The organism is Bradyrhizobium sp. Ken64 (genome assembly GCF_055807555.1).
This window is the reverse complement of the sequence record NZ_JBVVPA010000019.1, coordinates 88,870-101,604: the sequence shown is the minus strand read 5'-3', so window position 1 is coordinate 101,604 and position 12,735 is coordinate 88,870. Positions and strand designations below refer to the sequence as shown.

Sequence of the window (12,735 nt, the reverse complement as noted above, 5' to 3'; positions counted from 1 at the left end):
GATGAGCGACCTTGCCGCCGCGCGTACGCGTTACGTGGAGCTGATCGCAAGGCGCGAGCGGATCTCCTCGACGCGCCTGCTCGAAGCCCTCGCCACTGTTCCGCGCGAAAAGTTTCTGGCGAAGGGACCCTGGCGCATCAAGAGCGAGGCGGCGCGCAACTATCGGCTGACGCCGGATGCCGATCCCGTTCATCTCCAGGACAATGTGCTGGTCGCGATCGATGCGCGCCGCAAGCTCGACACCGGGCTGCCGAGCCTGTGGGCGCACTTCATCGATTTGCTCGAGGTCGGGGAAAGAGACCGTGTCGTCCAGATCGGCTGCGGGCTCGGCTATTTCTCGGCCGTGCTGTCGAAGATCGTGGGGCCCAAAGGCAAGGTGCGGGCGATCGAATGCGACGAGCGGCTTGCGGCGCGCGCCGCAACCTATCTTGGCGCCTATCGCAACGTCGCGGTCGTCCATGGCGACGGATGCGAGGACATCGGCGAACCCGCCGACGTGATCATCGTTCATGCCGGCTTCTCGCAGCCGCATTCGCTCTGGCTTCGGTCGCTTCGTCCGCGCGGCCGGCTTCTGGTGCCGCTGACCCAGCGGGACCGCGAAGGCGCCGCGCTCAAGATCACCCGCAAGGGCAAGGGGTTCGAAGCCGAGACGGTGCAGCAGATCCGGATCTTCCCCGGTCAGGGTCGAGGCGTGACCGCGCTCGACGACCGCGTCGCCGACTGGTGGCAGCGCGCCTCCGCGCTGGCGCCGCTGCGCTTTCGCGGCATCGAGCAGGGGCTGCCGTTGGATTAGGGCTCACCGCGCCAAAGTGGTAACTATTGGGAAGTTGCACCCTGTTTTGTTCCCGGCGAGTTGTCTATATTTGCAGCTGGGCCCGGATGAACAGATGGATGACGGATTGAACGAAGGTGTGGTTGGCGATACCGCGAAGCTGATGATGCATCGGCTGATCGTGCGGAGGCTTCGCCGCGATCCATCTTTGGTCGAAAAGGCCAAAGCAGCTCATACCCGTCAGGCTGACCAGTTTACCGATTGGCCTTTCGTGCGCGAGTGGCAGGAGTTGCTTGCTCTTCCGACTGGAGAACTTGCGGTGAAACTGATCAGTCGCGATCGCGTGATGGTCAAATTGCGCAATTCGTCGCCATTCTTTCTCACCGAAGGCGTCCATTTTGGGGATTACGACATGCGCATCCGGCTACGAAGAGCTGCAAGACGAATCGTCGAACGCGCCTTGAGTACTCAAATTGCTTCTGATTGAGATCTGTGATGGCTGAGGGTGGCCCCCGTACGTGATTTCGAGGACTTGCTTAGAGTCGTCAGAGCCCTGGCCTTCGCATTTGACACGGATACGGTGTACATCGTTGGCAGTCAGGCCATACTGGCTTCCATGTCCGATGCGCCAGAGGCGACGAGGCAATCGCCGGAAATCGATGCCTTTCCAGCAAACGCAAAAGTCTGGGGAATGAAGGAGGCCAAGCACACGCGTGACGGTGTGCAGCCCATTGCGTCTGAACACATCGACGGCCTTTTTGGATCTGAAAGCCAGTTCCACCGCACGCATGGTTTCTACATCGATGGCGTCGATGGAGACGACGGCTAAGCTCCCGAGAGGATGGCTGAACCGGGCGGTCAGGGTACAAACTGAAGTCGGGGGACGGACGGTGACCGGCGTGGCGTCTGCGCTGGAAGACCTCGTCGTGTCAAAACTCGCCAGGTTGGATGATAGGGACAAGAGGTTCGTCAGCGCGATCCATGGGACCCGGCCTTTGGACCTGGAGCTGATTGAGCAAAGGATGCGTAAAACGGATCTCGATCCCACCGTAGCTGAGCAAGCGATCGCCTACGTCAGAAGCCTTGCGTCCGAAGGCTAGCCTTTCCTGCGGTCACCCCTCTGTTTCGCTTTACCTTGATTCAGATTGTGAGTTTCCAGCCTATCTATGCGCCGCTATGAGTACGGCCCATCGCCATACGAGCGCGCGCTATGCATTCCGTTGCCCTGCTGACCGCCAGCTACGCCAAGGATATCGATCGCTTTTCGCTGCTCAGCGAGAGCATCGACACCTGGTTGACGGGCTACACGCGGCATTATGTTCTCGTTAACGATGAGGATCTGCCGCTGTTCGCGCGGTTCGCTTCCGAGAAGCGTGTCATCGTTCCGGCCTCGCGCTATTTGCCGAAATGGCTGTGGGCGCTGCCGCCGGCTCTCCAGTTCATCAGCAAACGGCGCGTCTGGCTGTCGCTGCTGTCGTCACCTGTTCATGGCTGGCACATCCAGCAGATTCTCAAGATCGCTGGCGTCCTCAACGCGCCGGAGCAGCGCGTCTGCATCCTGGATTCGGACAATCTGTTCTTCCGCGAATACGACGTCGGCCAATATGCCGGCGCTGAGAAGACGCCGCTATTCGTCACGCGCAACGGGATCGACGCCGCCCACCCCTTGCATGTCCTGTGGCTCCGCACCGTCGATCAGCTCCTTGGCATCAAGGGCCGGTCCTTCCCCGCGGACGACTATGTCGGCAACGCGCTGGTCTGGGACAAGGACACCGCGCGCGCGATGACCGTCGCGATCAAGTCGGCGACGGGATTGAACTGGGTTCTGGCGCTATGCCGGAAGAAGAAGTTCTCGGAATATCTCATGTACGGCCATTTCGTCGCGAACTCGCCCGCGCACCTGGCCGCCCATCGGGTCACCGAAGACAGCATCGCGGTCTCGCATTGGGACGACACTTGCCTCGACCGTCCGGCCATCGAAGCGATGATGCGCGCCGCTTCGCCCGACCAGGTGGCGCTGTGCATCCAGTCCTATTCGTCGACCTCGATCGACGACATCCGCGACGTGTTCCGTCTCAGCTCGCGCGACCGTCGCAGTCCGAGCCTTTCTCCGGAGGACATCGGGGACGAGGTTCAGTTCGAGGCTCCGAAGACGCGCTGAGACCCGGCGCCTTCACGCGTCCTTCGTGAACTTGCTGATCACGTTCATGAACGGCTTCGGCTTGAATTCGCCGTCGAGCGGCAAGGGGCGGTTCGGCTGCTTGTCCGCCCGCGCAAAGGTGCCGTTGATCCAGCTGTAGCGGTCCGAGAGGCCCCAGGTCAGGATCGAGCGCACCGGTCCGCTGGTCGAGATCGCGGTCAAGAGATCGTCGACGCGCTTGGCGACGATGGCATCGCGCTCCGCCGGCGTCCCCGTCAGCTTCTGGTCGTCGACATCGAGCTCGGTGACATAGACCTCCAGCCCCCAGGACCGCAGCTCGGTGACGAATTCAGCAAGCCCATGGGTGTCGATCTCGAGCTCGGCATGCAGATGCGATTGCAGTCCCACGGCGTGCAACGGCACGCCCTGGTCGAGCAGCTCCATGATGAGATGGCGGTAGGCCGCGCGTTTCGCGATGAACGTGTCCTTGGCCGACTCGATGTCGTATTCGTTGATCGCGAGCTTGACGAAGGGATCGGCCGCGGCCGCCGTGCGGAACGCCAGCGGAATCCAGCGATTGCCCAGATGCTGCGTCCAGAACGACTCGCGCCGGTCTTTCGGGCTGCGCGGATTGTCCGGGATCGGCTCGTTGACGACGTCCCACGACGTCAGCTTGTCCTTGTAATAGGAGACGACGGTGCCGATGTGGTCGACATAGGCGCGCTCGACGCCCTTGGTATCCTTGATCTGCTTGGTCCAGTCCGGAATGTCGTGATACCAGGCGAGCGCGTGCCCGCGCATCGTCAGGTCGTTCTGCCGGGCGAAATCCAGGATCGCGTCGGCACGTTCGAAGGCAAAGGTGTGCGCGTCGGGACGCAGCATCGGCCATTTCAGCTCGAGCACCGGAACCACCTGCGTGCAATAGGTGCTGATGGCTTCGCCGAGCCTGGGATCGGCTTGCAGATCCCAGAGCGTGGCCGCGGCACCAAATCCCTGATTGCGCTGGGCGAGTTTCGACGCCGTCGCTGCGGACGGCGATGCGCCCGCCGCGAGTGCCGCGGCGCTGCCGAGGAGAAATTCGCGTCTGTCGAGCCTGGTCACGGCATTCCTTAATCGGAGCCAACGCGCCATCGTACCAAGCGACGCCTTGCAACGCCGGGGTTTCCCCTCGTTGGGTTAACTTTGCCAGCTGCGAAATCGTGGTTCCTTTCGGTGGCCACGCCCCCGGTCAGGGAAGGGCAAATTTAACGCTAACCTGCGAAAGCGCCCTCAAAGCCGCATTCGCCGCCCGATCTCCAGACTTATGTGACACTCTTGAGGGATGTTGCGGCGCAGTTCGTTCGCCCTGCCATGGTCCAATTGATGAACGGCCGTCACACTCGCAACAATGTTGCCGGTCCCGTGCTCGCATGCTGAACCGCCATTTCTCGATTTATCTCGTCGCCTACATCCTGCCTGCGGCGGTGGGCTTCTTCGCCGTCACGGCCTACACCCGGCTGCTGACGCCGGCGGAGTACGGCGTCTATGTCGTCGGCATCAGCCTGGCGGGCATTCTAGGCGCGATCTTCTTCGCCTGGATCAAGCTCTCGGTGTCGCGCTATCAGGCGATGTCGGCCGAGGTGGATTTCCGCGGCACGGCAATGGTCGCCTTCGCGCTGACCGTCGCCGTCCTCTGCGCCACCACGCCGCTGGTCTTCCTGTTCCGCAGCGATCTCAGCGTTGGGCTGCTGCTGGCCAGCATGTTCGTCGCGATCATGGCGAATGCCGTCGATGTCGGCCAGGAGTTCGAGCGCGCAAAACTGCGCCCTTACAGGTTCGCGGCGATCTCGATCGTGCGCAGCGTGTCGAGCGTCGGTTTCGGCCTGCTCGGCATCTGGCTCGGCTGGGGTGGATTGGGACTGCTCGCCGCCTTCGGCCTGGGTTCGCTCGCCGGGATCGTCCTGAACCTCGTCGGTGACCGCACCAGGATCGCGCGCTTTCAGCGCAGCCAGTTCGTGCAGCTCGCGCGCTACGGCCTGCCGCTGACGCTGGCCGGATTGTCCGTTGCGGTCTATTCAGCCTGCGACCGCCTCATCGTGGCTTATTTGCTCGGCAAGGACGCCGCCGGCATCTTTGGCGTCGCCGCCGATCTGCCGCGACAGTTCATGGTCATGATCGCCTCCAGTGTCGCCGCGGCGACCGTGCCGCTGGTGTTCCGGTCATTGTCGGAGAAAAACACCGAGACGACGCGGGAGCGGCTGACCGAGAGCCTCGAGCTTCTGCTCGTCGTGGTCGCGCCCGTCGCCGTCTGGCTCGCGCTCGCAGCCGACCAGGTCGCCGGCACACTCGTTGGCGTCGACTTCCGCGCCGGCGTGTCGGCGTTGCTGCCGACGCTGGTGCTCGCGCGCTTGTTCGGCATCGCCAATCAATTCTACGTGCAGATCAGCTTCCAGCTCGCCGAACGACCGTTCATGCTGGCGGCGCAGTCGTTCCTGACGCTGGTCGTCAGCGTCGCGTTGATGTTCGTGCTGGTGGCCAGCCATGGCCTCTACGGCGCGGCGCTGGCGACGCTCGCAACCGAAGCGATCGGCTTCCTCGTTGCCGTCGTCCTGATGCATCGCGCCCATCCGGTCCCGTTCGACCTCCACCGCCTCGCCGGCGTTGCGGTCTCCGCTGCGGCGATGGCGGCTGCGATCCTCCTGGCACGATCCCAGGTCAATGGGATCGGCCTCGTCCCGCTCATGGTCGTGAGCCTCGCCGGCGGGCTGGCTTATGCCGCTGCCGGCTGGTTGCTGAACGTCGCAAACGTCCGGACGCTGTCGCTGCGTTTCCTGCGCACCTTCAACCGCAAGGCGCTGGGCGTTTAAGCCGCGATGTCTGACGAGGCTCGGCCTCACCGTCTGAAGCTCTGAAAGCGCCGCTTGGCCTGGCGATGGCTCGGTTCCGACGGGAAGCTGTCCAGGCGGAGGGCGATTTTGTTGCGTCGGTGGCCATAACCGTGCTTCTTGGGCGGCATGTCGGGAGCAGAGCAGATATGAGCCAAGGAATACCGGAAATCCGCGCATCGGCGCAGTTGCTCGCCCGTTATCGCGAGCCCGACAACACACGGGGTATCCTCGAACTTGCGATTACAGCGATACCGTTCGTCGTCCTCTGGGCTCTGATTTGGGCCGCTCTTGACCAGGGCTATTGGTTTGCCCTCCTGCTGGAGGTGCCCGCGGCGGGTTTGCTGGTCCGCCTTTTCATGATCCAACATGATTGCGGACACGGCTCGTTCTTCCGCGGCCGCGTTGCGAACGATTGGGTCGGCCGAGCCATCGGTGTGATGACACTGACGCCATACGGCTATTGGCGGCATAATCACGCAGGCCATCATGCGAACTCCGGCAATCTCGATCGCAGGGGCCTGGGCGACATCGATACGCTGACCACGCGCGAATTTCTCGGGCGGTCGCGATGGCGTCGGACGCTGTATCGCTTGTATCGACATCCCCTCGTGATGTTTGGCGTCGGTCCCACATATTTGTTCATCTTGAAGCACCGATTGCCGGTCGGGATGATGCGTCGCGGCTGGAAACCCTGGCTGAGCACGATGGGCACGAACATCGGCCTCGCGGTTCTCGCCGTCACGATGATCCAGCTGGTCGGCTATGGGCCGTTCCTGCTCGTGCATCTGCCGATCGTTGTTCTGGCGGCATCGATCGGTGTCTGGCTGTTCTACGTCCAGCACCAGTTCGAGCACACGCACTGGGCCCACGACGAGACCTGGAATTTTCACGACGCCGCGCTGCACGGCAGCTCTCACTACCAACTGCCGGCTGTCTTGCGATGGTTCACGGCAAATATCGGCGTTCACCACATCCATCATTTATCCAGTCGAATTCCCTGCTATCGCTTGCAGGACGTCTTGCGCGACCATCCGCAGTTCGCTGGTGTCGGGCGGATTACGCTGCTCCAGAGTTTGCGGACCGTGCGGCTGACCCTGTGGGACGAGGAGCGGCAGCGGCTCGTCTCCTTTGGCGAGGCGGCCTTGTTTGGCAAGGCAGCCAAGCTTGTTTGAAAAGGCAGTGTCTTGACTCCAGTGGCTTAGCTTACGCCGCCCCCGCGCGGCCGCCGAATGGCGTGAATCCGTGCGATCGGAAGGCGATGGGCGTTCATCGTCCGTTCAACGTGGCTTCGCCGTCCGACGCCGGGCGCTGGGAGCCGTGTCACCGACCCCCGGTCATTCTGTCGCAGCGATAGACCGCCAGCTTCGGCCGCGCGCCGCCCTTCCGCCTGCGTCAACCGTCGTATATGAGATTTATCGTCGGAACGTGCCGAATGTCGCCACAGACGGAACGTAAGGCGGCTGCAATTTCTTAATTCAAACATCGCAATCTGATCAATGACCGGCGGACTGGCATTTCGACCGAGGATGGCATGAGAAACCTGATGACAACGGCGCAATCCACCGTGGCGATGCGGCGTTGGGGGCCTCCCGGAATTGTGACCCTGGCGGCGATGCTCGCCTTTGCGGCTGTCGGCCCGGCCAATGCCGCCAAGCAGGCGCGTCAGCCAACCGAGGCGGTGGCGCCGCGCGAGGCCGGCGAACCGATCATGGCGATCGTCTCGATCAAGAGCCAGCAGGTCACCTTCTACGACGCCGAGGGCTGGATTTTTCGCGCGCCGGTGTCCACCGGCACGACGGGGCGCGAGACGCCCGCCGGCGTCTTCGCCATCGTCGAGAAGGACAAGGACCACCACTCGACCATGTATGACGACGCCTGGATGCCGAACATGCAGCGCATCACCTGGAACGGCATCGCGCTGCATGGCGGGCCGCTGCCGGGCTATGCCGCTTCGCATGGCTGCGTGCGAATGCCGTTCGGCTTCGCGGAGGGCCTGTTCGACAAGACCAACATCGGGATGCGGGTGATCATCTCGCCGAACGACGCGGCTCCGATGGACATCGTTCATCCCGCACTGTTCATGCCGAAGCGGGACGCCATTGCGGCGGCGCCGGGCCAAATCGGCAGGCTCTCCGGCGAGGCCGAGGAGGCCACAAGGGCGGCCGACGAGGCGAAGAAGGCCGCGACTTTGGCCGCGAAAGAGGCGGCATCGCTGCCGGCCTCGCTGCGCAAGCTGGAACAGCAGAAGACCCGCGCTGATGCCGAGCTCGCCTTCGCCGACAAGCAGCTTGCGGCCGCCAAGACCGATCAGGCCCGCGCCAAGGCCGAGGAGCTGAAGCAGAAGGCCGCCACCAGGGCCGCCGACGCGACGACGCAGCTCGATGCTGCCAAGATTGCCGCACAACCGAAGCGCGATGCGGTCGCGGCCACGAAAGAGGCGGCCAAGGCGGCAGCGGCCAGGAAGGCCGACGCCGTGAAGGCCGCGACCGACGCAAAGCTCGCGCTCGAGCCGGTCTCGGTCTACATCAGCCGTGCGACGCAGAAGCTCTATGTGCGGCGGAACACGCACAAGCCGGCACCGGACGGCGGCGGCGAGGTGTTCGACACCAGCATCGAGGTCCCCGTCACCATCCGCAATCCGGACCTGCCGCTCGGCACGCATATCTTCACGGCGATGGCGAAGAACGACGCCGGCTTGCGCTGGAGCGTGGTCACGATCGAAGACGGCGACAATGCCAAGGACGCGCTCGACCGCATCACCATCCCGCAGGAGGTGCTCGATCGCATCGCGCCGACTGCGTTGCCGCGGTCCTCGATCATCATCTCGGACGAGCCGCTGAGCAGCGAGACCAACTACCGCACCGAGTTCGTCGCGGTGCTGAGCAACCAGCCCCAGGGCGGTTTCATCACGCGCAAGCCGACCGCGCCTCCGATGGCGATGGCGAGCGACGACGGCTGGGACAATGGCGGCAACGGTTTCGGCTTCTTCTTCCAGCGCGATCCGAACCCGCAGCCCGTCAATCCGCGCCGGCGCGGCCAGTATCAATATTATCAGCCGGCACAGCCGATGCAGCGGGGCTTCTGGTAGGAGGCGGGCAGATCGAAGCCCGTCACGACCGCCGCGCCTCGATCACGATAGCCTGGATCTTGCCTTCGATCGGTCCGGACCCATGGCGCGCTCGGATCGCCTCGGCAACGATGTCGGTCGCAGCCTGAAGCTTGCTGGCATCGCGTGCCTCGATCTCGCTGCGCAGCGGCGTGCCCTGGCAGAGCGCGATCGCGACGTGCTCGGGCGATGGCGCGCGGCTTATCTCAGCTCGCGTTTCGATCGATATGTCACGGAAGCCTGCGCGTTCGAGGTCGGCTCTGATGACCGCCTTGTCGTGATAGCCGTGCGGCGTCCGCGCCATGAAACGGGGCGGGTCGTCGGGAAACAGCTTTTCAAGCGCGATCGTGGCTTCGTGCGTCAGCACATTGTCCTCGATGCGGTCCCAGACGTTGAACACGAACGCGCCATTGCCGTTGAGGACGCGCTTCACTTCCCCGTAAGCCTTGACGCGGTCCGGAAAGAACATGGCGCCGAACTGGCAGCAGACCACGTCGAATTCGGTATCGTCGAAGGGCAGGGCTGATCCGTCGGCCTGGCGCCACGAGATGCGATCGTCGTCTGCCTGACGCTGCGCCGCGACGGCGAGCATCGGCTCGTTGAGGTCGGTTGCGACATAACGGACGCCGGGCGGCAGCGCCGCCGCCACCGCGCGCGTCACCGCGCCGGTGCCTGCCGCGATCTCGAGCAGCACGGAGGGAGAGCGGGCCGCGACACGTCTTGCGATGTCGTCGGCGTAAACGGCGAAGATCAGCGGGACCAGATATTCGTCGTAGAGTTTCGGGATCGAGCCGGCGAAAACCTTGTCAGTGTTGGACATGCTTGCCTCGCTGAAGGTTCGGACACGAGGCTCACGTTACCATGGATTTCTACCGCGCCAGCAGCCCGGTGAACCCGGTCGGTCCTGCATCCCCTTGCCGACCTCCGGCGTCATCGGCTCACGCCGACCTCGCGGATCGGCCGCGTGCCGTCCCAGCTCAAAGCCGTCTGCCGGACCTTCTCGAAGAACGGCCCCTTGGTCCCGCTGATGTCGGAGATCTCGATCACGGTGCCTGGATGGGCCTGGGTGTCGAAATAGGCAAAGCGCCCTCTGTCCCCGCCGATCTGGCCCTCATGGCCGATCCTGTAGCCGAGCCCGAGCGCCCTGTCGTAGAGGGCCTGGTAGTCGTGGCTCCAGTAGGACATGTGCTGGAGGCCTTCGTGGCCGGACTCGAGGAATTCCCTGTACAGCGAAGGCGCGTCATTGCGCTGCTGGATCAGTTCGATCTGGAGATCGCCGGAATTGGCCAGCGCGATGCTCATTTCGACGGCGGAGTTTTCGCCGCGATGGCGAAACCAGTCGGTCTTGACGCGGTCCATGTAGTACCAGGGGCCGACGCCCATCACCTCGATGCAGTGCTTCATCGCGGCGTGGATGTCCCGCACCACATACCCGTTCTGACGCACCGCGCCGAAGATGCGGCTCATGCCGGCGCTCTCCTTGTTACCTTGTTCACACGACCTCGATTTACTTCACTTCAATGCCCGCGTCCTTGGCAACCTGCTTCCAGGCCGCGATGTCGCGAGCGTTGATGTCACGCTGCTCGTCGCCCGCCACGAATTGGGGCGTGATGCCGAGCCCGAGCAGCTTCTCCTTCACCTCGGCATCGGCGAGCGCGTCCTTCAGTGCCGCCGACAGCTTTCTTGCGATCGGTTCGGCAAGGCCCGCAGGCGCATACATCGCCCAGGACAGGCTGCGGTCGAACGGCACGCCCTGTTCCTTGTAGCTGGCGACATCCGGCAGGCTCGGCGAGCGCTCGCCGCAGGCAGCCAGCGCCTTGATCGAGCCGTCCTTCACCAGCGGCGTCGCGGTCGCCATGTCGAGCGTCGCCAGCGAGATGTGGCCGCCGAGCAGATCGCCGGCCAGTTTGGCGATGCCGTTGAACGGCACGTGGTCCATCTTGATTCCGGTCTGCTGCATCAGGATTTCCGCGCAGAATTGTCCGGTCGAGCCCACGCCCCAGCTTCCGTACTGGATCGGCTCGCCCTTTTTGGCCAGCGCGATCAGGCCCTTGATGTCGTTGGCCGCAAAATCCTTGGTCGCCACCAGCATGATCGAGGACGTGCCGATGCGCCCGATCGTGGTGAAGTCCTTGATCGAATCGTAGGGCAGTTTCGGATAGATCGCCGGCGCCAGCACATGCGTGGTCATGCCGCCGACGGTGATGGTGTAGCCGTCGTTCGCCGACGCCGCGACCATCTGCGTGCCGAGCGTGCCGGCAGCCCCGGTGTGGTTCTCGATATAGACGCTCTGTCCGAGCGTCTTGCCCATCCTGTCGCCGAGCAGTCGTCCGATCACGTCGCCGCCGCCACCGGCCGCATAAGGCAGCAGCATCCTGATCTTGTGGGTGGGATAGGCGGCCGGATCCTCGGCGCGCGCGGGCAGCATTGCCGAGGACGTTACGACCAATGACAATGTTGCGGCGCGCAGCAGACGAAAATGGACGAAGCGCGCCATGACCCAGTCTCCCCAGATTGCTCTCCGCTTCTTTTGAGAGCGGAGTTGAAGCGCAAGACCGAACGAGCGATCGTGCCGACGGTTGACTAGCGAACGATCGTTCGTTAGTCAAGCCGCATGGCTGTCCACACCACCAGCGCGGCGGAAGCGGCTGCGCCCACGACCCGCGAGCGCATCCTCGCCGAGGCGCTCGATCTGTTCGCGCAGAGCGGCTATGGCGGCGCCTCGATGCGCGAGCTCGCGCGTCGCGTCGGCATCCGCGAGAGCAGCCTCTACAATCACTTCGCCGGCAAGGCCGCGATCCTCGAGGCGATCGTCAGCGAGCACGGACCGGCCAGCTCGGCGAGCCGGCTGGAAGAGCCGCGCTACAGGCAGCTCGCGCGCCAGCCCGCCGCGTTCTGCCGGCAGTTTGCATTGGATCTCGTCGAGCAATGGTCAGATCCGCGCGAGCACCAGTTTCAGAAAGTCATCACCGCCGAGCGCAACCGCGTGCCCGGCATCCGCGCCAAATTTGCCGATCATTTTTACGCGCGCGAGCAGAGCATGATGACGGATTATTTCCGCGGCTTCGCGCTCGCCGGCCTGGTCTCGACGCCGGACCCGCGCGAGATCGCGCGACTGTTCGCGGCCGGGCTGATCTACATCCGTCTCGAGCATTACGTGATGGGCGCGGCACCGTCGCCGCGGTCGAAGGTGATCGAGGCGATCGACCGCTATCTCGCCTTCTTCCTGTCGCTGATCGCAGCGGATGGCGGGACGCAGGACAACAAGAAACGAAAAGCCAAGGGAGAGAATCGTGGCAAGGCTGCCCCTGATTGATCCGGAGACGACCAGCGGCGACATCCGCGCCTCGTTCGACCGCATGCCGGTCAAGCTGAATATTTTCCGCATGATGGCGCATGCCGAGGCCAACATGATTCCGGCGATGCGGCTCGGCAATTCGATTCTGCACAAGCAGAAGCTCAGTGCGGTCAATCGCGAGCTCCTGATCCTCCAGGCCGCCCAGCTCGAAGGCGGCGCCTATGAGTGGCGCCAGCACGTGCCGATCGCGCTCGGCGTAGGCTGCACGCAAGCACAGATCGATGCGGTCGAGCGCGCCGACTACGATGCCGCCGGCCTGAGCGAAGCCGAGCGCGCGCTGCTGAAATTCGGCCGCGAAGTGGTCGAGAACGTTCGCGTTCCCGAGGCGATCTTCGCCGCCATGCGCGAGCATTTCAGCGACCAGGAGATCGTCGAATCCATCGTCGCGCTCGGCTTCTACATGATGATGGCGCGTGTCACCGAGGCGACCGAGACCGATCTTGATCCGGCAGCCGGCATGAAGGTCTATGACGGCGGCAAGAAATAGGCGGC

Annotated in this window: 14 protein-coding genes; 10 read left to right on the top strand and 4 right to left on the bottom strand. The window is 63.7% G+C overall.

Annotated elements, in window-relative coordinates; translation table 11 throughout:
* Nucleotide 1 precedes the first annotated feature (1 nt).
* The 5 genes from AC0L2F_RS27400 (at nucleotide 2) to AC0L2F_RS27380 (ending at nucleotide 2,933) form a co-directional block, all read left to right on the top strand.
* On the top strand, nucleotides 2–793 hold the full coding sequence (locus tag AC0L2F_RS27400; RefSeq protein WP_473250552.1) for a protein-L-isoaspartate O-methyltransferase family protein: 792 nt from the start codon (nucleotides 2–4) through the stop codon (nucleotides 791–793).
* 94 nt (nucleotides 794–887) lie between these two features.
* On the top strand, nucleotides 888–1,259 hold the full coding sequence (locus AC0L2F_RS27395) for a hypothetical protein (protein WP_473250551.1): 372 nt from the start codon (nucleotides 888–890) through the stop codon (nucleotides 1,257–1,259).
* 129 nt (nucleotides 1,260–1,388) lie between these two features.
* On the top strand, nucleotides 1,389–1,601 hold the full coding sequence (locus AC0L2F_RS27390; protein WP_473250585.1) for a hypothetical protein: 213 nt from the start codon (nucleotides 1,389–1,391) through the stop codon (nucleotides 1,599–1,601).
* A complete protein-coding gene (locus tag AC0L2F_RS27385) occupies nucleotides 1,561–1,872 on the top strand; it encodes a DUF6036 family nucleotidyltransferase (RefSeq protein WP_473250583.1) in 312 nt (103 codons plus the stop codon). The genes AC0L2F_RS27390 and AC0L2F_RS27385 overlap by 41 nt, the downstream gene beginning before the upstream one ends.
* Nucleotides 1,873–1,982: 110 nt before the next feature.
* Nucleotides 1,983–2,933 (top strand): DUF6492 family protein, encoded by a 951-nt coding sequence (locus tag AC0L2F_RS27380; protein ID WP_473250550.1) that lies wholly within the window; start codon nucleotides 1,983–1,985, stop codon nucleotides 2,931–2,933.
* A gap of 12 nt (nucleotides 2,934–2,945) precedes the next feature.
* Here AC0L2F_RS27380 and AC0L2F_RS27375 read toward each other — a convergent pair whose 3' ends face one another.
* Nucleotides 2,946–4,013 carry an endo-1,4-beta-xylanase gene (locus AC0L2F_RS27375; protein WP_473250549.1) on the bottom strand — a complete coding sequence of 356 codons (1,068 nt, stop codon included), beginning with the start codon at nucleotides 4,011–4,013 and terminating at the stop codon, nucleotides 2,946–2,948.
* A gap of 308 nt (nucleotides 4,014–4,321) precedes the next feature.
* Here AC0L2F_RS27375 and AC0L2F_RS27370 point away from each other — a divergent pair, with 308 nt between their 5' ends.
* From AC0L2F_RS27370 to AC0L2F_RS27360, 3 genes are all read left to right on the top strand, one after another.
* Nucleotides 4,322–5,758 carry a lipopolysaccharide biosynthesis protein gene (locus tag AC0L2F_RS27370; protein ID WP_473250548.1) on the top strand — a complete coding sequence of 479 codons (1,437 nt, stop codon included), beginning with the start codon at nucleotides 4,322–4,324 and terminating at the stop codon, nucleotides 5,756–5,758.
* A 167-nt stretch (nucleotides 5,759–5,925) separates the two neighbouring features.
* Complete coding sequence (locus AC0L2F_RS27365) at nucleotides 5,926–6,951, top strand: fatty acid desaturase (protein ID WP_007606390.1); 1,026 nt, start codon at nucleotides 5,926–5,928, stop codon at nucleotides 6,949–6,951.
* A gap of 359 nt (nucleotides 6,952–7,310) precedes the next feature.
* On the top strand, nucleotides 7,311–8,867 hold the full coding sequence (locus tag AC0L2F_RS27360) for a L,D-transpeptidase family protein (protein ID WP_473250547.1): 1,557 nt from the start codon (nucleotides 7,311–7,313) through the stop codon (nucleotides 8,865–8,867).
* 22 nt (nucleotides 8,868–8,889) lie between these two features.
* Here AC0L2F_RS27360 and AC0L2F_RS27355 read toward each other — a convergent pair whose 3' ends face one another.
* From AC0L2F_RS27355 to AC0L2F_RS27345, 3 genes are all read right to left on the bottom strand, one after another.
* Complete coding sequence (locus AC0L2F_RS27355) at nucleotides 8,890–9,705, bottom strand: class I SAM-dependent methyltransferase (protein WP_473250546.1); 816 nt, start codon at nucleotides 9,703–9,705, stop codon at nucleotides 8,890–8,892.
* A 110-nt stretch (nucleotides 9,706–9,815) separates the two neighbouring features.
* Nucleotides 9,816–10,352: a VOC family protein gene (locus AC0L2F_RS27350; protein WP_473250545.1), complete on the bottom strand. Its 537-nt coding sequence runs from the start codon at nucleotides 10,350–10,352 to the stop codon at nucleotides 9,816–9,818.
* A 40-nt stretch (nucleotides 10,353–10,392) separates the two neighbouring features.
* Nucleotides 10,393–11,382 carry a Bug family tripartite tricarboxylate transporter substrate binding protein gene (locus AC0L2F_RS27345; protein WP_473250544.1) on the bottom strand — a complete coding sequence of 330 codons (990 nt, stop codon included), beginning with the start codon at nucleotides 11,380–11,382 and terminating at the stop codon, nucleotides 10,393–10,395.
* Nucleotides 11,383–11,499: 117 nt separating this feature from the next.
* On the opposite strand from AC0L2F_RS27345, the gene AC0L2F_RS27340 reads away from it, so the two are divergent.
* Together AC0L2F_RS27340 and AC0L2F_RS27335 are read left to right on the top strand one after the other, a co-directional pair.
* Nucleotides 11,500–12,201 carry a TetR/AcrR family transcriptional regulator gene (locus tag AC0L2F_RS27340; RefSeq protein ID WP_473250543.1) on the top strand — a complete coding sequence of 234 codons (702 nt, stop codon included), beginning with the start codon at nucleotides 11,500–11,502 and terminating at the stop codon, nucleotides 12,199–12,201.
* Nucleotides 12,179–12,730, top strand: a complete 552-nt coding sequence (locus AC0L2F_RS27335) for a carboxymuconolactone decarboxylase family protein (RefSeq protein WP_473250542.1) — start codon at nucleotides 12,179–12,181, stop codon at nucleotides 12,728–12,730. The genes AC0L2F_RS27340 and AC0L2F_RS27335 overlap by 23 nt, the downstream gene beginning before the upstream one ends.
* Nucleotides 12,731–12,735: the final 5 nt, after the last annotated feature.

Bases quoted from the DNA above. Each gene is read 5' to 3' on its own strand.
- AC0L2F_RS27360 (WP_473250547.1), top strand. From the start codon at position 7,311: ATGAGAAACCTGATGACAACGGCGCAATCCACCGTGGCGATGCGGCGT.
- AC0L2F_RS27380 (WP_473250550.1), top strand. From the start codon at position 1,983: ATGCATTCCGTTGCCCTGCTGACCGCCAGCTACGCCAAGGATATCGAT.
- AC0L2F_RS27365 (WP_007606390.1), top strand. From the start codon at position 5,926: ATGAGCCAAGGAATACCGGAAATCCGCGCATCGGCGCAGTTGCTCGCC.
- AC0L2F_RS27390 (WP_473250585.1), top strand. From the start codon at position 1,389: ATGTCCGATGCGCCAGAGGCGACGAGGCAATCGCCGGAAATCGATGCC.
- AC0L2F_RS27345 (WP_473250544.1), bottom strand. From the start codon at position 11,382: ATGGCGCGCTTCGTCCATTTTCGTCTGCTGCGCGCCGCAACATTGTCA.
- AC0L2F_RS27350 (WP_473250545.1), bottom strand. From the start codon at position 10,352: ATGAGCCGCATCTTCGGCGCGGTGCGTCAGAACGGGTATGTGGTGCGG.
- AC0L2F_RS27385 (WP_473250583.1), top strand. From the start codon at position 1,561: ATGGTTTCTACATCGATGGCGTCGATGGAGACGACGGCTAAGCTCCCG.
- AC0L2F_RS27395 (WP_473250551.1), top strand. From the start codon at position 888: ATGGATGACGGATTGAACGAAGGTGTGGTTGGCGATACCGCGAAGCTG.
- AC0L2F_RS27370 (WP_473250548.1), top strand. From the start codon at position 4,322: ATGCTGAACCGCCATTTCTCGATTTATCTCGTCGCCTACATCCTGCCT.
- AC0L2F_RS27400 (WP_473250552.1), top strand. From the start codon at position 2: ATGAGCGACCTTGCCGCCGCGCGTACGCGTTACGTGGAGCTGATCGCA.
- AC0L2F_RS27340 (WP_473250543.1), top strand. From the start codon at position 11,500: ATGGCTGTCCACACCACCAGCGCGGCGGAAGCGGCTGCGCCCACGACC.
- AC0L2F_RS27355 (WP_473250546.1), bottom strand. From the start codon at position 9,705: ATGTCCAACACTGACAAGGTTTTCGCCGGCTCGATCCCGAAACTCTAC.